The 22554-nt window shown below is 44.9% G+C and carries 18 protein-coding genes, 1 pseudogene and 1 riboswitch; of the genes and pseudogenes, 15 read left to right on the top strand and 4 right to left on the bottom strand.

The window, feature by feature from the left end; genetic code table 11:
* Positions 1 to 20: 20 nt before the first annotated feature.
* From HQN90_RS12930 to HQN90_RS12900, 7 genes are all read left to right on the top strand, one after another.
* Entirely contained in the window at positions 21 to 2465 is a 2445-nt protein-coding gene (locus HQN90_RS12930) for an HAD family hydrolase (protein WP_173218773.1), read from the top strand.
* A 113-nt stretch (positions 2466 to 2578) separates the two neighbouring features.
* Positions 2579 to 3373, top strand: a complete 795-nt coding sequence (locus tag HQN90_RS12925) for a VanW family protein (protein WP_246362260.1) — start codon at positions 2579 to 2581, stop codon at positions 3371 to 3373.
* A gap of 70 nt (positions 3374 to 3443) precedes the next feature.
* Complete coding sequence (locus tag HQN90_RS12920) at positions 3444 to 4103, top strand: DUF2238 domain-containing protein (protein ID WP_246362258.1); 660 nt, start codon at positions 3444 to 3446, stop codon at positions 4101 to 4103.
* Between the two features lie 117 nt (positions 4104 to 4220).
* Positions 4221 to 5306, top strand: a complete 1086-nt coding sequence (locus tag HQN90_RS12915) for a lactonase family protein (RefSeq protein ID WP_173218769.1) — start codon at positions 4221 to 4223, stop codon at positions 5304 to 5306.
* Between the two features lie 279 nt (positions 5307 to 5585).
* The gene (locus HQN90_RS12910) at positions 5586 to 6038 is read left to right on the top strand and encodes a MarR family winged helix-turn-helix transcriptional regulator (RefSeq protein ID WP_173218766.1); all 453 of its coding nucleotides are present in this window, start codon (positions 5586 to 5588) and stop codon (positions 6036 to 6038) included.
* Positions 6035 to 7291, top strand: coding sequence for an MFS transporter (locus HQN90_RS12905; protein ID WP_173218764.1), 1257 nt, complete (start codon positions 6035 to 6037; stop codon positions 7289 to 7291). The genes HQN90_RS12910 and HQN90_RS12905 overlap by 4 nt, the downstream gene beginning before the upstream one ends.
* Positions 7292 to 7372: 81 nt before the next feature.
* Positions 7373 to 7771, top strand: coding sequence for a hypothetical protein (locus HQN90_RS12900; protein WP_173218762.1), 399 nt, complete (start codon positions 7373 to 7375; stop codon positions 7769 to 7771).
* Positions 7772 to 7860: 89 nt separating this feature from the next.
* Here the strand turns inward: HQN90_RS12900 and HQN90_RS12895 are convergent, their stop codons facing one another.
* From HQN90_RS12895 to HQN90_RS12885, 3 genes and pseudogenes are all read right to left on the bottom strand, one after another.
* Complete coding sequence (locus HQN90_RS12895; RefSeq protein ID WP_173218760.1) at positions 7861 to 8223, bottom strand: LytTR family transcriptional regulator DNA-binding domain-containing protein; 363 nt, start codon at positions 8221 to 8223, stop codon at positions 7861 to 7863.
* 194 nt (positions 8224 to 8417) lie between these two features.
* Positions 8418 to 9854: pseudogene (locus tag HQN90_RS12890) on the bottom strand (NAD(P)/FAD-dependent oxidoreductase).
* A 58-nt stretch (positions 9855 to 9912) separates the two neighbouring features.
* Positions 9913 to 10011: riboswitch (purine riboswitch) on the bottom strand.
* Positions 10012 to 10084: 73 nt separating this feature from the next.
* Positions 10085 to 11827 carry a sensor histidine kinase gene (locus HQN90_RS12885; RefSeq protein ID WP_173218758.1) on the bottom strand — a complete coding sequence of 581 codons (1743 nt, stop codon included), beginning with the start codon at positions 11825 to 11827 and terminating at the stop codon, positions 10085 to 10087.
* A 92-nt stretch (positions 11828 to 11919) separates the two neighbouring features.
* On the opposite strand from HQN90_RS12885, the gene HQN90_RS12880 reads away from it, so the two are divergent.
* The 8 genes from HQN90_RS12880 to HQN90_RS12845 all read left to right on the top strand — a co-directional run bounded on the left by HQN90_RS12880 (position 11920) and on the right by HQN90_RS12845 (position 20884).
* Entirely contained in the window at positions 11920 to 12660 is a 741-nt protein-coding gene (locus HQN90_RS12880) for an MBL fold metallo-hydrolase (protein ID WP_173218756.1), read from the top strand.
* Positions 12661 to 12983: 323 nt separating this feature from the next.
* Positions 12984 to 13400: a NucA/NucB deoxyribonuclease domain-containing protein gene (locus HQN90_RS12875; RefSeq protein ID WP_173218754.1), complete on the top strand. Its 417-nt coding sequence runs from the start codon at positions 12984 to 12986 to the stop codon at positions 13398 to 13400.
* Positions 13401 to 13613: 213 nt separating this feature from the next.
* Positions 13614 to 15377 (top strand): sensor histidine kinase, encoded by a 1764-nt coding sequence (locus tag HQN90_RS12870; protein WP_173218752.1) that lies wholly within the window; start codon positions 13614 to 13616, stop codon positions 15375 to 15377.
* Entirely contained in the window at positions 15378 to 16157 is a 780-nt protein-coding gene (locus tag HQN90_RS12865) for a response regulator transcription factor (RefSeq protein ID WP_246362256.1), read from the top strand.
* 122 nt (positions 16158 to 16279) lie between these two features.
* On the top strand, positions 16280 to 17599 hold the full coding sequence (locus HQN90_RS12860; protein ID WP_173218750.1) for an ABC transporter substrate-binding protein: 1320 nt from the start codon (positions 16280 to 16282) through the stop codon (positions 17597 to 17599).
* Between the two features lie 91 nt (positions 17600 to 17690).
* Entirely contained in the window at positions 17691 to 18647 is a 957-nt protein-coding gene (locus HQN90_RS12855) for a carbohydrate ABC transporter permease (protein ID WP_173218748.1), read from the top strand.
* On the top strand, positions 18637 to 19479 hold the full coding sequence (locus HQN90_RS12850) for a carbohydrate ABC transporter permease (protein ID WP_173218746.1): 843 nt from the start codon (positions 18637 to 18639) through the stop codon (positions 19477 to 19479). The genes HQN90_RS12855 and HQN90_RS12850 overlap by 11 nt, the downstream gene beginning before the upstream one ends.
* Positions 19480 to 19501: 22 nt before the next feature.
* On the top strand, positions 19502 to 20884 hold the full coding sequence (locus tag HQN90_RS12845; RefSeq protein WP_173218744.1) for an FAD-dependent oxidoreductase: 1383 nt from the start codon (positions 19502 to 19504) through the stop codon (positions 20882 to 20884).
* 78 nt (positions 20885 to 20962) lie between these two features.
* Here HQN90_RS12845 and HQN90_RS38300 read toward each other — a convergent pair whose 3' ends face one another.
* A complete protein-coding gene (locus HQN90_RS38300; RefSeq protein WP_216855301.1) occupies positions 20963 to 22468 on the bottom strand; it encodes a glycoside hydrolase family protein in 1506 nt (501 codons plus the stop codon).
* Positions 22469 to 22554: the final 86 nt, after the last annotated feature.

The following is a 22554-nucleotide window of genomic DNA, read 5'->3' as shown; positions in this document are numbered from 1 at the left end:
ATCCGTGAAGGAGGCACCTGATGCTGCAAATTCCGTTTGCACCCATTCGCTCGACAGATCTTCAATTATGGAAAAAAGACCGTTGTCTAGGTGGCTCCATGGGCGATATCGCAGACATTGCGCTGCTTAGTTTGGATATTTTTGATACGCTATTGTTTCGGACTTGTGCGAATCCGGCGGATGTATTTGTTCAAGTTGCTGGCAAAGCACACCTTCAAGGATGTTTGCAGGCTTCGATTACGGCTGAAGCTTTTAAAGCAATGCGAATTCTTGCCGAGCACGAAGCTCGCCAAAAGCAGCTTGCACGAACAGGATTCGGCGAAGTTACGCTAGAGCTCATTTATGCCCAAATGCCGGAAGGCAGCTGTGACAAGGCGCGAATCGCGCTTATCGAAGTAGAAACGGAAGCCGAAGTCTGCTATGTGAATCCGCATGTGGCATCGTTGTTAACTGCTTGTCAAAGCGCGGGTATCCCGGTTGCCTTGTTATCTGATATGTACTTATCGGCAGACCAGCTTCGATACATCCTGAATGCTGCAGGTCTTGATCTCGCCGCTGTGGACACGATACTTGTTTCCTCGGAAGAGCAGGAGGGCAAGTCATCCGGACATTTATTCGCGCGATTGAAAGAGATGTATCCGCACATGGAGAGTCGTCGTATCCTGCACATTGGCGATAATGTGGCGGCGGATATAGATGGAGCTGCCAAGGCAGGGATCAGAGCGATTCATTATAACGTCATTCCAGAGCATTTTGAAAGCTTGCAGCACTGGGAATATGTTCGTCATGGCGACGTTCTTCCAGAATGGAAGTCACTGCGCAAGCTGGCGGAAGCCTCCGACAAGATAGATGCAGCGACGGAGCAGGAGCAGCAGTTCTATAGGCTCGGAGCAAGTGTAATTGGCCCTTTTTTACAATCTCTATGCGACTGGGTTTTGGATATTTGTGCAGCAGAAGGAATCAATTGTGTCCATCCGCTCATGAGGGAAGCTTATTTGTTAGCTCCGATGCTGGAAAATGCCGCTCAGCTAAGAGGAATTCCCCTGCAAGTGAAGCCGATTTATGTGTCCAGACAAGCGACTCTTTTGGCCGGAATGGCGAGCTTTGGAGAGGTTGAGCTGGCAAATTTAGTAGGGATTCATGGATTAGGAGTAGGCGAGTTATTTGAAGTTCTCGCGATTGGTGAGGAAAGCAGGCATTTTGCCCCTTATGTGCAGCAGAAAATTGAGGCTTGCAAGCAGATAAAGGGAGAAAGTGGCGATACGATCTATGATCAGCTTGCTAATTTCTTGCGAAGTGAACCTATTCAGCGGAAGATCGATTGTTCGATTCAGCGGCATAGAGAGCTTTTGGTCAGCTATCTGAAGCAGGAATTTGGTTCACCGGAACAATTGGTCACGATAGATATAGGCTTTCATGGCACGATACAGACTTCGTTGGAGAAAATCGTCAGACTCGCGGGCATGCAGCCGCAAATGAAACATCTACTTGCGGTAGGCGCCTCAAACCGACTGGATGAATTAAGCTTCAGGGGGATGGATATCCGTTATATGCTGCGCGCCGGCAGCGGCGGTACTGCTCAGGCCAAGCGGATTGCGAGAACGCCTGCTTTTTTGGAGGAGCTGATGATGGGTGACTTCGGTTCTACCCTTCGTTATGCCCAAGATGAATCCGGGAAGATTCAGCCGGTCACGGCTATTTTGAAACGGTCGGAAAATGAACTGAGGCGGAAAGGTGCTTGCCAACGAGGTGCCATCGCTTTTCAGGGCTACTATGCTTATTTGCTGAATTTGAAAAGAGGACATCTATTGCGTTCTTCCTTGCAGCCTGAAGAGTGGAGCAAACCGCTTCACCGTGTTCTGGACATGCCACGGCCTCTGGAAGCACGAATACTTGGCGATTTGACGCACCAGGATAATTTCGGTACCGAATATATAGCGCCGATTTGTGAAGATATGGCTGAAAAATGGTTCCAGCAGGGAGCCGAATCGTTCTTGAACAGCTGCAATTATGCACCTTCGATTTTGAACGTGAACTGGCCTCAGGGCGTTGCAACTCGGCAGTATCCATTCTATTTGTATCATTACTATTTGCGGCTGCAGGATGGATTCGGCAGTCAAGGAATGCTGTTTAGCGCGATTCAAAAGATGAAAGAAGCCGGTCACAAGGCTATTCATCTATATGGCACTGGATCTTTTGCCGAGCAGGCGCTGAAATTGGCATGGTTTCACGGACTCCAAATCCCCTATTGGATTGATCCGGTAGTCGGACGGCATGCCGTGCCTTGGGGCCCCTTTCAATATACGTCGCTGGAACAGGCAAAACATAAAGGCTTGGCATCCGAAGAAGTCTCACATACCTTCTGGCTTGCGACGTTATCTGACATGGATAGCTATCGTCAGACCATTATACAAGCCTATGAAGGCAGCGGGATTACACCGATCATCTACATCCTTTATCCGTAGAAAAATAATTGCCTATTCGTTGAACTAAATCTATGGAAGAAGCATCTGAATAGAGGAAACATGTTATCTCTCCATTTTTGGTTGAAAAAGGAAGGTGTCCGAGGATGAGGCAAATGTTATTGCGTAGGTTTCCTGTTCTTTACCGGTTGCGGATTGGGCAATTAAGGCTGCTGCGTCACTTCAAGAATTTGAATCCTGCTCTTACGTACGCCAAGCATAGAGCCACTCACACGCTTCCCTATTCGTGCAAAAAGCACCAATCATTGCTGCGCAGAAAGCTTGGCACTTCCGATCCGATTTTACAAGAAAACAAAATTACGAACTTACGTCTTAGTGTTGCTTGTATGGACGGCATTCTGATTCGGCCCGGAGAGACGTTCTCCTTCTGGAAGCTAGTTGGGAAGACGACGTCGGCTAAAGGCTACATCGAGGGCCTTCTGCTTTCGCAAGGCGGGGTTAAGCGTGGTGTTGGGGGCGGGATTTGCCAACTTGGCAATTTGCTGTTTTGGATGGCCTTGCATACCCCTTTGCACGTGGTGGAGCGGCATCATCACAGCTTTGATCCGTTTCCGGATGATCACAGGGTGCTGCCTTTCGGGAGCGGAGCGAGCGTCTTTTACAACTATGTGGACCTGCGCATCTATAATCCAACAAAGACAACGTTTCAGTTTCGACTATGGCTCACAGATGAGCATTTGAAAGGCTCCGTTCACAGTGATGAACTGCTGCCGTATGCCTATCATATGGAGGAAAGAAATCATCGTTTTCTGGAGAAGGATGGCAAGCAATATCGCGAGAATGAAATTTGGCGCAAGGTCATTGATAAACGGAGCGGGAATACTGCGCTTGAAGAGCAGATGCTTCATAACTTCTCGGAAGTCAAATATAATGTGTTCAGTACTACATAAATGTAGTACTTTTGGAAAAAGCGAAGGCGATGTACCCTGAGTGTATAGCTACTACAAGGGGGATAAAGCCATGAGAGCAACGGAAGAAAGTCGTGAGCCCGAGAAAAGACCATTTACTTCGAATCGGCTTTTGCAGGCGATGATCCTAGTGTATGCGGGGATCTGGATTTGGATGGCGGTTTCTCCATACAGCAGGTTTGATTGGGTTCTGGAAAATTTGCTGATTTGGGCCGCGCTGATTGGATTGGTGAGCACGTATAGGCTGTTTTCCTTTTCGAATTTGTCCTACGCCTTTATCGGGATATTTTTGGTCCTGCATACGGTAGGAGCTCATTATTCCTATAATGAGAATGTGGTGGATGTCTGGATGAAGCTCCTTTTTCATACGGAACGAGACTCTTATGACCGATTGGTTCATTTCAGCTTCGGGCTGCTGCTGGCCTATCCGATTCGTGAAGCCATGTCTGTATGGACAAATCTTAGCCGCAGATGGCTTTATGTTATAACCTGTGTTATCGTGTTGGCATTGGGTGCTTTTTATGAGCTAATCGAGATGTGGGTTGCGCTTCTGGTGGCTCCTGAGATCGGAACCTTGTTCCTGGGAACGCAGGGAGATCCGTGGGATACGCACCATGATATGGAGATGGCTTTATATGGCTCGATCATTGCCATGGGTCTAATGGCGCTATGGCGCAAGACGACGATACAAAGCAAGAAGAATAAGATGTGAAAATGGTGCTACGAGCAAGACGATGATACAAAGCAAGAAGAATAAGATGTGAAAATGGCAGCAGGACGGCAGGTCACATAAAGATTATAAATGAATATGGATGGAGGCTGGTTGTGAATGGCGGCTTTTGAATCAAAGCAAATATTATGTTACGTGGGTTCTTATACTGATGAGCAAAATCAAGAAGGAATTCGCTTGTATGCGTTTCATCCTGAACAGGGAGAACTGACATTGGCAGCGTCGTATCATGATCTTCCTAATGCTTCCTTCTTAGCTCTGAACGAGGCTCGCACTGTGTTGTATGCTGTGAGTGAAACGGAAACGTATAATGGCAGTTTCGGCGGATCAGCCGCGGCGTATGCCATTGAAGCGGGAACAGGCCAATTGACCAAAATCAATCAGCAGCCAACGGACGGAGCAGCTCCTTGCTACATTAGCTTGGACCAAACGAACCGTACGGTTCTGGTGGCTAATTACTCAAGCGGCAATGTGGCCGTATATCCAATTGAAGCGGGGGGCGCGCTGGGTGTACATACGCAAGTGGTGAAGCATGAGGGCGGTCTTGGACCGCAAGCGGATCGCCAAGAGGCACCGCATGCCCATTCGATTGTTCCGGCTCCGAACAACCGGTATGTGATCTCAGCCGATCTTGGCCTTGATCGGCTGATCGTTAGCCAGCTTGACGCGGAGCGCAGCTTGCTGCTGCCGCATGGCGAAGCGGCGATGAAGCCGGGCGCCGGCCCGCGGCATCTGGTCTACAGCGCGGACAGCCGGTACGTGTACGCGATCAATGAGCTGGACAGCACGGTGACGGTGCTGGGCTTTGATGCAGACGCGGGAACACTGACCGCGCTGCAAAGCATCTCGACGCTGCCGGATGGCTTCGCCGGCGAGAGCACGTGCGCGGACATCCATCTCTCCGGAGATGGCCGCTTCCTTTATGCCTCAAACCGCGGACACGATAGTATCGCGGTTTATGCCGTGGACCGACTGGGCGGAACGCTGTCGGTCGTGGGCTGGCAGGCGACGCTTGGGCAGACGCCGCGGAACTTCGCCTTGTCGCCGCAGGGGGATTATCTTCTCGCGGCGAATCAGAACTCGAACAGCATTACCGTGTTCGCGATTGACGCGGAAACCGGTATGCTGCGTGAAACCGGACAAACCGCGGCGGTGCCGCTGCCGGTTTGCATCAAGTTCCTTTAAGATCTGAAGAGCCTAGACCGATGGCTCCGGCAGCTAGTGCTGCTGGGGTGATCGGTCTTTTTGGTTTGTTGCGAGCGAGCGAAAAAGGCCGTCTCGCCAGCCAAGAGGTTTAGCTCCACAAGTTATTGTGGTGCTAAACCTCTTTTCTTGCCTTTATCATTTGGCGATCGCCCATATTTATCAATTATCGGTTGCAAGTGCAACCAATTCCACGTATGATAATTTAGTGGCAAGTGCAACGATTCGGAAGCTGGATGTTATCCAAAAGACAGGAGGAAGATGATGATAGATACACGAAATTCTATTCCGCGGTGGATTTCACTGCTCTATCGGTATGGGCAGATGTATATCGGTGAGCATCTGAAGGAATATGAGATTGGCCGAGGACAGCATATTTTTTTGAATGCCCTGTACAAGGAAGATGGTCTAACGCAGGAAGAGCTGGCAGATTATTTAAAAATTGACAAAGGGACCACGGCGAAAGCGTTAAAGAAACTAGAAGAGCAGGGCTATATAACGCGCACAGTCAGTGAAAAAGATAAAAGATGCAACGAGGTTCATCTAACGGAGAAAGCCCATTTCATTAAGGAAGACGTTCGCAAGGTACTGACGGATTGGCGAGAGCGCCTGACGTTTGGCTTATCGGAAGAAGAGAAAACGTTGGCTTTAGTCATTTTGGAGAAAATGGGCAATAATGCAGCCCGTTTCGCAGAGGAGCCAGTGGAGCCATGAATATGAAACTCGCAGGTTCACAGTTTATTGATCGCCATTTCCATGCGTTGACTCATCGCAATTATCGCTACCTTTGGCTGGGACAGTGCGTGTCACTGATTGGGACCTGGATGCAAAATATCGGGCAGTCCTGGCTTGTTCTTACGCTCACAGGCTCGCCGTTAAAGCTTGGAATTGTTGCAGCATGCCAGTTTCTTCCGATCCTTCTGTTTTCCTTATTTGCAGGTATCGTTGTAGATAAATTTCCGAAGAAGAAGATTCTTCTTGTGACGCAAACGGTTGCGATGATTCTTGCATTTACATTAGCTATTCTGGTGCTTACAGATTCTGTGAAATACAGCTATATCCTAGTGCTGGCGTTATTGCTAGGTTTGAATAATACGCTGGATATGCCGACAAGGCAGGCTTTTAATATAGAAATCGTAGGAAAAGAAGACCTGATGAACGCCATTGCGCTGAATTCGACGACTTTCAATATGGCTAGAATTGTAGGTCCTTCGATCGGCGCGGTCATGATGGCTTTGCTTGGAGCGGGCTGGTGTTTTCTGCTCAACGGAGTTAGCTTTTTGGCTGTACTCTATGGCTTGTTTCATATTCAAGCTGCGCCTTACGTGCGGAAGAAAACCTCAAATGATGGCATCATGAAGGAAATTAAAGATGGCATCGTCTATATTGCCAGAGACCCGCTGCTGGCCCAGACCGTGCTGCTTGTAGCCGTGATTGGCACGCTGGCATTCAACTTTAACGTCCTCATTCCTGTTTTTACGAAAAATGTTCTGCACCTGGGGGAAACCACCTATGGGACGCTGATGTCTTGTCTGGGTATCGGTTCATTTGCCGGAGCACTCACGATGTCTTTCCGCAGTAAGCAAGGACCAAGGATTAAGCTGAGCATTATTGCAAGCTTAGTTGTGGCTCTTTGTCTCGTTCTGAATGGACTAAGCACTTCCGTATGGGCTTGCGGCGCGCTGCTTGCACTAACCGGCTTCTTCAACATTATGTTTGCAACGAACAGCAATTCTTCGCTTCAAATGCATGCCAAAGAGGAGTACCGTGCGCGTGTTATGAGCGTCTATTCGCTCGTATTTGCTGGCTCAACACCGATCGGAAGCTTGTTTGCCGGCTATGTGGCAGATCGCTATGGAGCTAATGGAGCATTCGTCGGATGTGGAGTTCTAACGGGTATTTTGTGCTTAATTATCATATGGAAGTATAGGAAGACGGCCGTTAAAAAGGCAATAGAAGTCATATAACCAAAATATGGATTGTCAAATGGGGTATGTATCCGCTACAATATGAGATATATTCATATCGTTTATGAAGGAGGTTATCTTGTGTTGGGCTTTTTGAAGAGATGGATGCACACACCAAAGCAGGAACCTATGAACGCTGTGGATTATAAAACGATGGAAATCGACGTTGTGATCAAGTGCTTTGTATCAGATAAAGACAAGCCGTTTCGAGTCATTTTTAAAGTGGAGAAACAAGGCTCGTTCTTTTCCAAGGATATTTTCGTGAAAAATGTGGATCATAAGACTTCCTACGAACTGGTTAATAATTTCTCCACACTTGGAATGAATTATGAAGAGCTGAAGAAGTACGAAAGCACAGATCATGCTGAGTACAGCTTCGCGACTTTGGAAGAAGCCAAAAAGGTGAAAGAAACAACAGTCGAGTACATCCGCTTTCTTATCCGCGAACATCAACAAGAGACACTTTCCAAAATTTCATAGCTTTAATAACCAAAAAGGAGCCCGCGATTCATTCGCAGGCTCCTTTCTCTGTGCAGCTTGCAGGACCCAACCATGCAGCGCAGCAAGCTTTATTTCATGGCATCAGGTGCAGCTGTTTCTTGTTTGTGCTGCTGCATGATTTCTTTCAAACGGTGCTGACGAAGCTTTGTGATCGAGGCGAATTTGGATTCTGAGCCTTTCACTTCGAAAAATACTTTGCCGTCTTGAATCTGAATGATTTTTCTAGTGTTCACATAGCAGTCCGTATTCACCTTGAAAAACGAGCTATTTGATGTAATTTCATGAATTTGATCGGTGGACATCCGCTTTTTGATATGATAGTTTTTGCCATGAAAAGAAACAAGTCCATGCTCGCCTACGCGGAAGTACATAATATCTTTTTCAAGAACAAAATCTTCATAACTGTTTCTAGTTTCGAGCGCTACATTCATTTTAAAATCCCCCTTTAAAAATGATAACGCTTACATTTGATAACGGTTTCATTTTATCATATTTAATTGAAGATTAAAAGACTTTTTTCAGGTGGTAAAAATCATAAATAGACCTGTCTCGGATAAGACAGATCTGTTCATTTTTTTGAAATTTTTGGTGAAAAACCTCTTATTTCCCCGGAAATATTTGTCTGTCAGCTATTTATACGATCAAATACGTGGCGAGCAACCCACACACCAGCTGCTCCAGCTTGAGCTAGACCTCGTGTAATTCCAGCACCATCGCCACCGCAAAATAGTCCTTTAATTTCGGTCTCGAAGCTTTCTGTCAGCTTAGGACGAGCCGAATAGAATTTCGCTTCCACACCATAGAAAAGCGTATGTTCTGCGGCGATACCCGGTGTGACTTTCTCCAGCGCATGGATCATTTCAATCAGGCTTTTCATTGTGTTGTAGGGAAGCACAAGCCCAAGATCGCCTGGAACGGCTTCGGACAGTGTAGGCTCAAGGAAGCCTTCGCGGATTCGATCTGCCGTAGATCGGCGGCCACGCATGATATCACCGAATTACTGAACGATGACACCGCCGCCGGATAAATCATTCGCATGCTTGCATATTTCACGTGCATACTCATTCGGTTTATCGAAGGGTTCGGTGAACTTATGAGAACCAAGCAGCGCGAAGTTCGTGTTGTTCGAGCCTAGTGCAGGATCTTTGAAAGAGTGCCCATTGGCAGCCATGACACCACTGTGATTCTCAACGACCACATGACCCGATGGGTTGCTGCAAAATGTCCGCACGCGCGTTCCCACGGACGTATTATAAATAAATTTACCTTCATAGAGGTGTTCATTAATTTCCTGCATGACGACATCTGAGGTTTCGACACGGACTCCAACATCGACTTGATTGTTGTACATTTTCAATCGGCGCTTTTTGAGCACTTGTGTCAACCAAGCTGAACCGTCTCGGCCTGGGGCCAGCATGACATGATCACTGTGAAGCTCTGTGCCGTCTTTCAGGCGAATGCCTTGAATAAGCTGTTTGTCTTCTCGTTTGAGGGTGATAATGTCGTCAACTTCAGTTTTGAACTGCATATCGATGCGTGTTTTCAAATATTCATAAATAGATTTAAGAATCATTAGATTCTGTTCGGTTCCCAAATGCCTAACTTGAGCGCGAAGCAGCTTCAGTCCAGCCGCATAAGAACGCTGTTCAATATCTCTTACGGCCTCTGTTGTAGGGTCTGTTATATTGTCGGTTGCACCATGCTGGAGATTAATAGCGTCTACGTAGCGGATCAGGTCGATAACTTTGCTTGGCGCCAGGTAGTCGGTCATCCAGCCGCCGAATTCTGTCGTAATGTTAAATTTACCGTCACTATAGGCGCCGGCACCGCCAAAACCAGCCGTAATTGAACAAGCGGGTAGGCAGCCGGAGAAGTCCTTTTTGCCTGCAGGAGGAGGACATAGTTTAATTTTGCTTTCCAGGATCGGACAACTGCGATGATAAATATCATGGCCCTTGTCAACGATTAATATCTTAGCGTGAGGGTGAAGCAGCGTCATCTCATAACAAGCAAAAATACCGGCAGGTCCTGCACCAACGACGATAAAATCATAAGCTTTCATGGCGATCTCCTCTGGAACACATAAATTTGGACACAAAAAAACCCAGCCACACAGGTATGCGAAAGCAAGTACCCGTCGTAGCTAGGAAGTTATGGCTCCCTCTAGAGACCCTTAAGCCAATTCTCAAGGATATACGAACGATATTCATATAGGTGGCAGTTTCTTAGTGCCTTGACTATCATAATACGAACATTATATGTTGTCAATTCATTAACGTTCGTTTATTTGGACTATAAGGGAATGGAAATGGTGAAGCAGGTCTCAGTGGGCGTGCTATTAACGTGAATGCTGCCGCCATATTTATTAACGAGCTTCTGAATGATGCTTAAGCCTAAGCCAGCGTGCTGCCCGGAATCTTTTTTCGTAGAGAAGCCTGGCTCAAATAGATGCTCCAAGCGATCATCCGGAATCGGATCTCCATTGTTAATAACTTGAAACGTCAGCGAGCTGCCTTGCGAATAGCCAATGAGACGCACAATCCGCTCTGTATCCTTATGGGAAGCAGCAACGGCATCGAAGGCATTGTCAATGAGATTACTGATCATTCGAACCATATCTGTCGCTTTCACAGCACCAAGATGAACTTTTTTGAGATTTGCCACCTCATGGATGAAGGTGATTTTGCGTTCGACGGCTTGAATCACTTTCGATTGTACGATAGCGGACAAAGCGGGCACATTGATTTGGATAATATCATTTAAGGCCGTTGTTTCCCCAATGATTTCGGAGGTATACCGATCTAATTCTCCATACTCTTTCAAATGAACGAGTGAATGAATCGTGGCGACATGATTGTTAAAATCGTGCCGCTGTTCTTTCATCGAACGGAACAGTGCGCCAATGTGGTCGACGTACACTTCTTGAACGCTCTCGGCCGTTGCTTCGCGCCGCTTGTTCATGAACCGAATGCTCAATATGACGAAGAGGAAAGCAAAGAAACCCGTTGTCCCGATCAGTAAAAGCAGTCTGAATTGCTGCTGGTGAATAGAGCTTTGAACTTGCTCGTAGTCCGCTGTCAGACCCACAACAACCGGAGAATCAAATTGGAGTGGAATGAACATTTTCAAATACGTTCTACCATTGAGCTCCGTAAACATTTGTTGCATGTGCTTGGATTTCATGACTTCCTGCACCATCTCTTGATCCCGGCTGTCTTTCATCGTGTAAGTCCCGAACAAAATCTCCCGATCTGAGAACCACGTATAGCCTTCCTTCTTGAACTGCTCCTGCTGCTTTAAGAAAGTAGGAGGATTAAACACGGCAATTTCTTTGGCGCCATGGTCAGTGTAACCATGAATCATTTCATCAATAACGGCATTGACGCCGGTTTCTCGCTGATAGCTTTGGAAAAATGTATCATGGACATAAGGGTCCAGGATGTAATTCGTTCGCCCGTCATAATAGTAACCCCATTTGTCAACGTATTGGGGATCCGACATTGACGTGTTTATTGGCCCTGACCAATAGTGGGGCAAGGCTTGTCCGCTTTTGACATTCGTCTCTGTCGTATCAAGCAATTGATTAAACGCTTTGAACCAATCTCTGCTCCACGTTTTGGTGCTCATATTAATTTCCTTGGGCTCTGTAGATTTATAGCCGATGATATCATCGCCACTGCGTTTCATAAGTGTGATATGATCAATCATCAAATCCTTGCTGATCTCGGCAAGTTCTTCATTCGTTACTTTCTCGATATCGGGATCGAGACGATATTGTGCGGCAATCGCAGCCGTGCGCAGATTTTGGCCAATTAGATTCTCGACATATTTTTCACCAGACCTGGAATGTTTGATAGAGATAGCGACATTATCCGCAATCAGCTGCAGCTTGGTTTCGAGCTCAGAAGTCAGCATTCGTTTCGTGTAATAGTAGAATACGCTATCGGTTAGTAGTACAATAATTAACGATATCATGAGGATGAAAAGGGATGATCGCAGGTGAATCTTGGGCTGTGCCTTTTGTGATTTGTTCATGGTGTCCTCCTATAATGGCAGCAATTTACTCTCTTCAACAAATCATAGTACAAATGTGCAAAGATTCACATAAGAAAATTGGAGGCGTTTTTGTGAAGGTAACATTTCTGGGTTGTGGTGATGGATTTAGCTTGGAGCAAGGGCACAACAGTGCGCTTCTGACTTTTGCCGGGACCAATTTATGTATTGATTTCCCGGAATCCAATCATCTTGGCTTACATCAACTGGGCATGCAGCTTAATCAGATCGAGAACCTTTTCATTACCCACTTGCATGAGGATCATATCAATGGCTTGCAGAAGCTTGCGCTGTTTCACAAAGTGTACCCAGGCCAAACGAAGCCGAAGCTGTATGTCCCTACAGGGTTAAAAGCGGATCTGTGGCAATGTTTGCGCCACGGTTTGGAGCTGACAACACGCGGCAAGCGCGAGTTTGAGGACTATTTTGACATCATCTGTGTCGATCATGAATTCGAAATTGCCGGCATACGCTTCGAGCTTGTTCAAACTCTGCATGTGCCGGACATGCTCAGCTATGGCCTGCTGTGCAAGCCTTATTTCTATTTTAGCGGTGATACGAGATTTGACGAAAGCTATATTCTCAGCATAGCGGATGAGGTGCAAACCATTTATTACGAGTGCCATCTGCAGAATGACCAGCTTCCTTCGCATACTTCGCTGGAAGAGCTGTTAACGCTGCCGGATGCGATTCAAGCGAAAATGATGCTGATGCATTATGTGGATGATTATGTCCATGCTGCTGCGCGGGAACAATTTCATGCGGAGTATACGCTGCGGATTGCGGAGCCTTTGAGTGGATATGAGGGGGAGTAATAGAGGCGGCAGTAAAATGAAACGGAACTATGATCCGCTATTTCCCGCGGAAAGGGCTAAAATCTTCCTGTAGCGGAACTGTGGTACGCTATATGTTCCCTGGAGTCCCCTTTTGAGCGAAAATGAGGGGATTAGCGTCCTCTAGTTCCGTTTCGATTGCACAAAATCAAAGAGTTGCTAGAGTTCCGATGGTTTCTTGTAAACGGGGATAGAAACGTGCAAATCTATGAAAGAACGATTAAAATAAAAACACGATTGCAGTAAAGGAGGCATGAAAAGGCTTTGAATGCAGTGGAATTATACGATTATTCAAGGTACATAAAATGAAAAAGAAAACTATCAATCTATTTATCGTTGCAGTACTTGTAATTGCAGGTTTTTACGTCTACCAATCAACACTTTCCCAGAACACATCAACCCAAGTTACACTCGTTGTCCCTTCAGAACGATTTCCGGAGACTGCGGCACACATCAAGGCAGCGGAAGAACATGGTGAATCCCAAATTTGCACAATTAATCGCAAAGGTGCTGAAGCAAACAGAAAGGAATCTCTCAAGGGTGTCCCGACCAAGAAAGGTTACGACAGAGACGAATTCCCTATGGCCATGTGTGCGGAAGGCGGCAAAGGCGCAGATATCCAGTATGTAACGCCTTCGGACAATCGTGGTGCAGGATCATGGATTGCGAATCAGCTGGAAAAGTATGAAGATGGCACAAAGGTGCTCATTATTGTGAAGTAACATCAGGGGTTATCTTTCCAGCCGATGAAGAAGCGGCTGAAGGATAGCCTTTTTTTAGTTTTTTAATTGAATAAGCTGTATAATTTGCTTCCTTTAATTAAGGCAGTTAATGCTGGACAGGGGTTCATCTTGGCTCAGATTGTTTATATGGATTGGCTTTTTGTGCTATAGTATCTTGTAAAGACGAGGATGCGCCGGGATGAGGTTCTGACTATGAGTTCGAGAAAATGGTTTTTATCGCTTCGAATGAAATTTATTATTCTTTTTTTCTTGCTGATAACCATTCCTTTTTTCTTTAGCGGGTGGATCACGTACAAGCAGTATTCCCGCAATGTGGAGAATGATGCAATCGCTTACACTAAGCAAATTATTGATCAAATCACAATTAATTTAGATCGCTATATGAAGGACATGGACAGATTGACCCTAGCTCCTTACTATGACAATAATGTTATTGATATTTTGAGAACTCACGTATCCTCAGACCGTAAAGGCAGTTTTGTCAAATCGGATGAAGCAGCAAAAATGAACCTGATGATCTCGTCTCTTGCGATTGATCGAAGTGAACTGCAGAGCATTACGATATTCACAAACGATGGGATCATTTTCAGCAATTTACAGGAAACGATAGCTCGGACCTGGCAGCCTGCAGATAATCCGTGGATCAAAGACGTCATTGATGCGGATGGTGGTCTCATCATTATTCCGCCGCACAAAGCTAGCTATTATATAGAGCAAAATAGGGAAGTTGTGTCTATTGCTCGGGTCATCAGGGCCGGTTCGACAAATGAGCATCTCGGCATTGTTACAATCGATCTCTCTGAGATGAGCTTTCAAAAAATACTTGCTTCAGCGAGCTTCAGTCGAAATAGTCGCATCTATGTCACGGATCGTCATGGACGTCAACTGTACCCCCTTCATGGACAAGTTGAACTAACCTCAACAGGAAATACGATATCGTTTGAAGGCGGAACGTTTATTACGGCTACGAAACAATCCGATTACACGGGGATGTTTGTAACTGGACTTATTCCGCAGGATGATATGAAAGCGGGCGCCCGGGAATTAATTCGCTCTACTTTCTTAATTTCGCTAGTTTCCATTCTGGTTGCATACTTTATTGCCGGCATCGCTTCCAGCGGCTTAATTAAGCCAATCAGACACCTTCAAGTCAAGATGAAAAAGGTTAAAAAAGGAGACTTTCGAGAGAGAGCTGTTGTCACGACTCATGATGAAATCGGTCAGCTGACAGAAGGCTTTAATGACATGGTTATGGAAATTGAAAGACTGGTGAAGGAGGTTTATGAGAGTAAATTGCGAGAGCGGGAAGCTGAATTCTATGCATTGCAGAGTCAAATTAATCCGCATTTCATCTATAATACGCTGGAATCCATAAATACCCTTGCTTTACAGTCCTATCAATACGAAGTGTCGAATGTTGTGGTCAACTTAGGTCGTCTGCTGCGGTACACGGTTGACAAAGAGCAAAAGTATGTCCATCTGCGTGATGAAATTTCCTTTGTAGAGGCCTATCTTGAAATTCAATCATCTCGCTTAGGAATCAAGCTTAAGACGGAGTTTTATATTGAAATTGGGCATGATTATTTACTGATACCGAAGCTGATTTTGCAGCCGTTAGTGGAAAATGTAATTGAACATGCGCTTACGGAAGAAACGGTAACTGTACACATAACAACCAGACTGGAACAGAAGGATTTAATCATTGTTATTGAAGATGATGGCATGGGCATGAGTGCCGAGCGTAAAGAATACGTTGAAAAGCATATGTATGCGGAGCAAAATGTAACGAATAAACAGCGATTTGTTGAGAGAAAGAAAGAATTTGCGCTGCGCAACGTTCATAGGCGTTTATATGTGCTGTATGGAGAAGGTTATGGTCTTTTTATCGATAAAACGACTGCAAAAGGGACGACATTTTGGCTGCGCATGCCATTAATCTACGAAGAGGAGAACTAGATGATGATTCAAATTCTGCTTGTTGAGGATGAAATGAACCTTCGCTCCAGATTTCGAAAGCTGCTGGAGGATGTGATAGGCGGCTGCAAAGTAACGGGGGAGGCATCGAATGGGCTGGAAGCATTGGAATGGCTGAAAACCAACACAGTCGATGCAGTCATTACAGATATCCGGATGAAGGATATGAACGGTATTGAATTGATGAAACGGCTCAAAGAGCAGAGTCCCTTAATGCCTGTTGTTATTATTAGCGGCTATAGTGATTTCGGGTTCGCCAGAGAAGCGCTCCGTTATGAAGTAACGGATTACTTGTTAAAGCCCGTTGATCGAGTCGAACTAACCCAGGTGATTCAAAAGATAGCCAAAAAAATAAACGGACTGAGTCCTGTTTCTGATCATAAAGATGTACATACCCTGCCCCTTGCTGAACAAGGAATAGTGGACAATCCTATCGTGGAGGAACGCCAAATTATCCGAAGAATCAAGGAGATTATTGCGCTGCGGCTGGAACAAGACATTTCCCTGCAATATTTGGCGGAGCAAGTAAATCTGAATCATCGTTATTTGTCTGTGCTTTTCAAAACAGAAACAGGCGAAAATCTATCAGATTACGTAACACAATGCCGGATAGAGAAAGCCAAGAATTTGATCAAGCATACGCAGCTTAAAATTCAAGATATTTCGAGACTTGTTGGATATCCAAATGCCAAGTATTTTATGTCTGTGTTTAAGCAGACGGTTGGATCTACACCTACCGAATACCGGGATCATTCCCATTAATCAATACAATTCGAACCTTTTCTGAACATTAGGTCATTATCCTAGTGTTATTTTTTTTATATAATCAAAATATGAAAACGCTTCAAAACAGGCATTAACAAACCATACAGAGGGGGATCAACATGAAAAAGAACATGATTAGACTGTTTAGTTTTTTCATCGCAATTGTTCTTATTGCAGGCTGCAGCAGTACAAAAACGACAACGCAAGAAAGTGTCAAACCAACAGCTGAAGCAGCTTCAGGAGCGACGAAAACACCAGAAAAGAAGAACGTTACGCTTAAATTCAGCATTTGGGGCAACGATAGTCATAAAAAAATGTATGATGACATGATTGTCAAATTCCATGAAAAGAATCCCAATATTAATGTTGAAATTATGACGATTCCATTCGCCGATTATCAACAAAAGCTAACGATCATGCAAGCTTCAAGAACGGCACCTGACTTGGTATGGCTAGCAGAGCGGATGATTCCGCAATTCCTCACCATGAATGGATTGCTGGATATTTCATCCGTGAAAAAAGACGCCGAATATAAATTTGATGATTTCTTTCCATCCTCTTTGGAGCTTTTGACGAAGGACGGTAAAAATTACGGGATTCCGTTCTCTACGCCTCCTTCCATGATTTATTACAACAAAACCTTGTTCAAAGAGAAGGGGTTAGCTACACCATCTGAGTTATACACGCAAGGTAAATGGAACTACGAGGAATATCTCAAAGCAGCCAAAGCGCTGACAGATTCATCAAAAGGTATTTATGGCACGAATTTAGTTCGCAGCGGCTGGGTCAACTGGCCGGATACGATACAGACGATTTTTAATTCTTACGGTGCAGAGTTAGTTAGTAAGGATGGCAAGAAATTTGCGCTCAATTCCAAAGAAGGGGAACAGTCCCTGCAATTTTTCTCAGATCTGATTTTTAAAGATAAGGTGCATCCGAAGCCAGGAGACCAAACAACATTTGATTCAGGCAAAATTGCGATGCAAAAAGAACTGTTCAGCTATATGGGGAAAGCCAAAGCGGTAAAGGATTTTGAATGGGACATCGCGCCACTGCCGGCTGGACCTCGCGGGGCTGGAACGACACTTGGATATGGATCTGTAGCGATCATGAAGGATACGCAATTTCCAGAGGAGTCGATCGCATTTCTTAAATTTATAACGAATCCAGAGAACATGAACATTACTTCACAATATTTTGTGCCTAGCCGGAAAAGTGTGCTGGAATCCGATGGTTTCTTGAAACAAGGTCCATCTGCGGAAAGCATGAAGATAGCCGTCATCGATCAAATGGCTAAAGCACAGACGCTGCCAGCGTTTGAAAATTGGCAAAACATAGACTCGAATATGAGAACCGCCTTAGATTATTTATACACACAAGCGCCTGTAACAGCCGTTCTGAAGAAAGCGGAAGACTTGATCACACCTTTGTTAAAATAAGCAGTTCGTTTAACATAGATCCTCGTCGAGCCGACAGCGCTTGGCGAGGATTTTATAAACAGAGAGTAAACAAAGAGAGGAGAAGAATGCCATGAATACTGTGAATGCAAAAAGTACGCAAGTGATAGGTAAACCAGTAACTGGAAAACTTGTGAATCGTAAGAAAAACAGGCTTAATCAAAATGAGCAATGGTATGCTTGGTTATTTATTTCACCTATGGTTATGGGGTATGTTTTGTTTTTACTTATTCCCATTATAGGTGCGTTTGTCATGAGCTTTTCGAATTATTCCTTATTGCATGAATCGGTCTTCATTGGTTTGGATAATTATCAAAAAGCCTTTACCCAGGATCCACTGTTTTGGGCTTCTGTTGGTCATACCCTTTATTTTTCAGCTGGACTGATTCCATTAAATCTCTTGTTGGCTCTAGGCTTAGCCATCTTGCTAAATCGAAAACTGCCTGGAATCGGTTTGTTTCGAACGGCGATTTTTACACCGGTTGTCACCTCGATTGTGGTGTGGGCGATTGTTTGGAAGTACATTTTTGCAACGGAATCCGGTCTAATCAATGAAATATTAAAGTTGTTTAACATCGAAGGACCAGCTTGGTTGTTTGATTTTCAACTGGCTATGCCTGTCGTCATCATTGTGAGTGTACTAAAGAATGTTGGACTGAATATGATTATTTTCTTGGCTGCCTTGCAGGAAGTCCCCAAGCTGTATTACGAGGCTGCGACGATTGATGGAGCTTCCAAGCGCAAGATGTTTACGAGTGTAACGCTGCCGATGATCTCTCCATCCATTTTTCTAGCCCTGATCTTGACTCTGATTGGATCGTTAAAAGTATTCTCTCAAATTCAGGTGATGACAGACGGAGGGCCGGGTACAAGCACTTATGTCCTTGTGTACTATATTTACCAGCAAGCTTTTAAAGTATTTAATTTCGGATATGCCTCCGCGATTGCTTTCATTTTATTTTTCCTTGTATTAGGACTTACGATCTTACAATGGAACCTGAGGAAAAGGTGGGTGCATCATGAGGAATAAGCGACTAGCTTCCATAAGCAACCTCACGACTTACTTGTTATTGATTGTTATATCCGTGCTGGTCCTTTTCCCATTTTTCTGGATGGTCACGACAGCTTTGAAGGAACAAACCAAAATCTTTATGTTTCCGCCGCAATGGTGGCCGCAACCGATGGTTTGGTCTAATTTCGCGGATGTCTTCAAAAAGCAGCCTGATTTTCCGCTTTATTTTTTCAATAGCTTATTTATCGCAACGGTGGTGACGGTTGGGACCTGCGTGTTTGCAGCTTTAGCAGGATATGCTTTTGCAAAGCTTCACTTTAAGCTGCGGCATATTGTCTTCCTTATTTTACTATCAGGTATGATGATCCCGACGGAAGTGACAGCGATTCCTATGTTTATTTGGTTCACAAAGCTTCAATTAACCGACACCTTTTTTCCGCTTATTGTACCGCCAATGCTTGGCGCAGGAGGCATGTTCGGCGTGTTTCTGCTTCGCCAGTTTTATATCACGGTGCCTGGTGAATTGGTCGAAGCAGCCAAAATTGACGGCTGTTCGCCTTGGACAACTTTTTGGACCATCATGCTGCCCATCTCAGGCCCCATCATGGCTACCTTAGCCATTTTTACATTTCTGCATAGCTGGGATAATTATTTTGATCCGCTTATTTTTATTAGCTCTAATCATCTGTTCACTCTTCCGGTTGGGCTTAAATTATTTACAGATACGGCGGGGACCGAATGGCATTTGCTTATGGCGGCTTCGGTAATCGCAACAGTGCCTTTGCTTGTCGTATTCTTCCTGGCACAAAAACGATTCATTGAAAGTGTGGCATTGACTGGACTTAAATAAGAGGAAGAAAGGATTTTCACTCATGACGAATCAAAGAATTTCCACAATAGAGGCAGATGTAGTCGTGGTCGGAGCGGGACCAGCCGGTATTCATGCCGCTCTAGCGGCTGGGCGTGGCGGTGCAAAGACGGTCATTATCGAGCGATATGGCTTTGCAGGAGGGATGTCCACAGCGGCATTGGTGTATCCGTGGATGACTTTTCATACGACGGAAGGCAAGCAGGTCATTAAAGGAACTGCGCAGGAAATGATTGAGCGGTTAATGGCTATAAATGCTTCACCTGGTCATGTTAGAGACACGTGCGGTTTCGTTCACACGATTACGCCTTATCATCCTGAAGTATATAAGGTTCTAGCTGTTGAGATGTTAAGAGAAGCAGGCGTACGGATGTTGTTTCATAGCTTTGTTGATTCCGTGGAAGTGACTGATGATCATATCCAATCTGTCACACTCACAAGTAAATCCGGGCGAATTGAGCTTAAAGCGAAAGTTTTTGTTGATACAACAGGGGATGCAGATTTGGCTTACTTATCTGGAGCACCATGTTTGCAGGGGCGTGAAGGCGATCATCTGACCCAGCCGATGACGATGAAATTTCGCATGCGGGGGGTAGATTTAGACAAAGTTAAATCCTATATTCTCCAGCATCCGGATGAATTTTATCGAAAAACACCGATTGCGGAACTGCCTGATTTATATTTATCTGCGGTTCAAGGCTTTTATAAGCATTGGAAGGAAGCTGATCTTCCGATTAAGAGGGATCAGGTTTTATTTTTTAGCGGTCCTGAAGAGGATGAGGTACTTGTCAATATGACACGTATCCAGGGTTTGGATGGAACGAACGTAGAGGACTTAACGCTGGCTGAAGAACTTGGACGCAAGCAAGTGCTCATGGTAGCTGAGTTTATGACCAAATCCCTTCCTGGCTTCGAAAAGGCTTCGATTTCCCAAGTAGGCGCACAAATCGGGATTCGGGAAAGCCGCAGAATTGAAGGGCAGTACACGCTTGAGATGGGTGACGTCGTAGAAGGAAAGAGATTTTCGGATGTCATCGCGCGAAGCGGTTATCCGATTGATGTTCACGCTCCTTCAGATAATGGGGTCATCGTCTCATGGGTTGGAGGGGATGGCGCATACGATATCCCATATCGCTGTTTGCTTCCTAAGAAAATAGATAACCTTCTAGTCGGCGGAAGATGTATTTCCACCTCGCATGAAGCTCTGGGAACAACAAGATTATCGCCAAGCTGCATGGCGACTGGTCAAGCTGCGGGGACTGCTGCAGCCATCGCGGTTATGCACAAGCTCACGCCTCAAGATGTGCCCATCTCTCTACTTCAGGAAAAGCTGCAGGAACAAGGTGCAATCCTTTTCGGAGATGTCTGCGATGGACAACATGACTGAAATGAATATCAAGAATGCAGAATGAAAAATGAAAAATGGCTCCTTCTAGGGGCCATTTTTTTCGGTCTGGAACTCGTCTTACGGCAATATGATGCCGTTGCCCAAATACACCTGATCCACACTGATATTTGCTGTTGTTGCGGTATCTCCGCCGATTTTGAATACATTACTGCCTGTGCCTAGGCTAGCAGCTCCGCTCCATCTGAGAATGCCGTCCACATATAAGTCGTACGTGTAATTGGATTGAACGACAACCCTGTAATTGTGGTAGGTCGTTGTATCCAGCGTATAGGATTTCGAAGGATTGGATGTATTATTTTGTGCGGTTCCTGCTGTCCCATGGGTTAAATAAAGGCTGATTTTGTAGTTTCCGCTTCTCATTGTGATTTCGTTTAATGTGTTGGCCGCATTCACTTTAGCCCTTACTTCAAATGTGAAAGCTCCTGTTGGAGGGGTCATGTTGTTTTTTGTAATATAGTGATAGGTTGTAGTAGATGTATCAACAATATTGACGTCGTTGTTGTATTGTGTAATAGTTCCAGTTCCTGAATTAGTCCACCCTGCAGCATAGTTGCTCATACTGTCGCTAAAAATATTCCACTGTGTATTAAGAACCGTTTTTGCATACGCAATCTGGCCTCCCAATCTCGGGCCTTGCTCATAAAACATGTACATGGTGTTTCCTTCTGTTATAAAATTCGGCGAAGCGGCTCTCCCTTGATCAATGGTGGCATCCGAATCGTACATGACGCCCAGATGATTTTGGAGATTAAAATTAGGACCAACCTCTGTAATATGAACGTTGCCGGAAGTAGCATGGTAAGCTACATAGTATTTTCCATTCCAAGGGAAAAAGGTAGGTCCGGATAGATTCGTTCCCTCTTCGGAATTTGGTGTAATGAGCGGGGTTTGTTGAGCTGTCCAGTTTAAACCGTCGTTCGACAAAGCCATACAAATATTTCTAATATTATTGGTGTTATTACACATCATGAGCATAATGTATTTGTTGTTTTTGGATGGAATCGTATACTCGAAAACTTTGGCATAGGAGATTTCCGTCAAACTCATGCTGGTAAAATTGCTTGTGTTTAAAGCGGCCTTTTCATAAGTGAAATGAATGCCATCCGTTGAAGAAGCAATTCTTGTCATGGTGTTTTCCCCATGAAAATACATATAATATTTATTTGCCATACTATTCCACATCATATAAGGTGATGAGACATGACTCACATTGTAATTCGGAGACCAATTGTTGGAAATGATTGGATTTCCGCTATACTCTGTCCATGGACCGTCTAAACTGTTGGAATAGGCCAAACTAAGACCGCCAGGCGCATCATGAGGTGCATAATACAAGTAATAGGTTCCCAAGGGATTGGCAATGTGATCCGAAGCTTTGATGACGGCGGGGAAAATAATCTCGCCTGTCGGGTTGTAGGTTAAATTGGCAGGATTCAAAACGCTCCCTGCATAATTGAACGTGGGAAAGCCAGTTAACGCGGATGTTTTTGAATTCGTGGTAAAAGTGACCACGGCAAAGAGCAACACGAAGCAGACCCACACTTGCAACCATTTTTTTAACATAATCATTCTCCTTTTAGTTTATTTTGAAAACGCTTACCAAATAAATTATATGGATGTAGAAGAAAAATGAAAATGACCTAATATTC

The sequence above is a fragment of the Paenibacillus alba genome (genome assembly GCF_013204855.1).
In the GTDB taxonomy this organism is placed as follows: domain Bacteria; phylum Bacillota; class Bacilli; order Paenibacillales; family NBRC-103111; genus Paenibacillus_E; species Paenibacillus_E alba.
The sequence above is the reverse complement of the archived record's forward strand: the minus strand, read 5'-3'. Positions and strand labels throughout refer to the sequence as shown.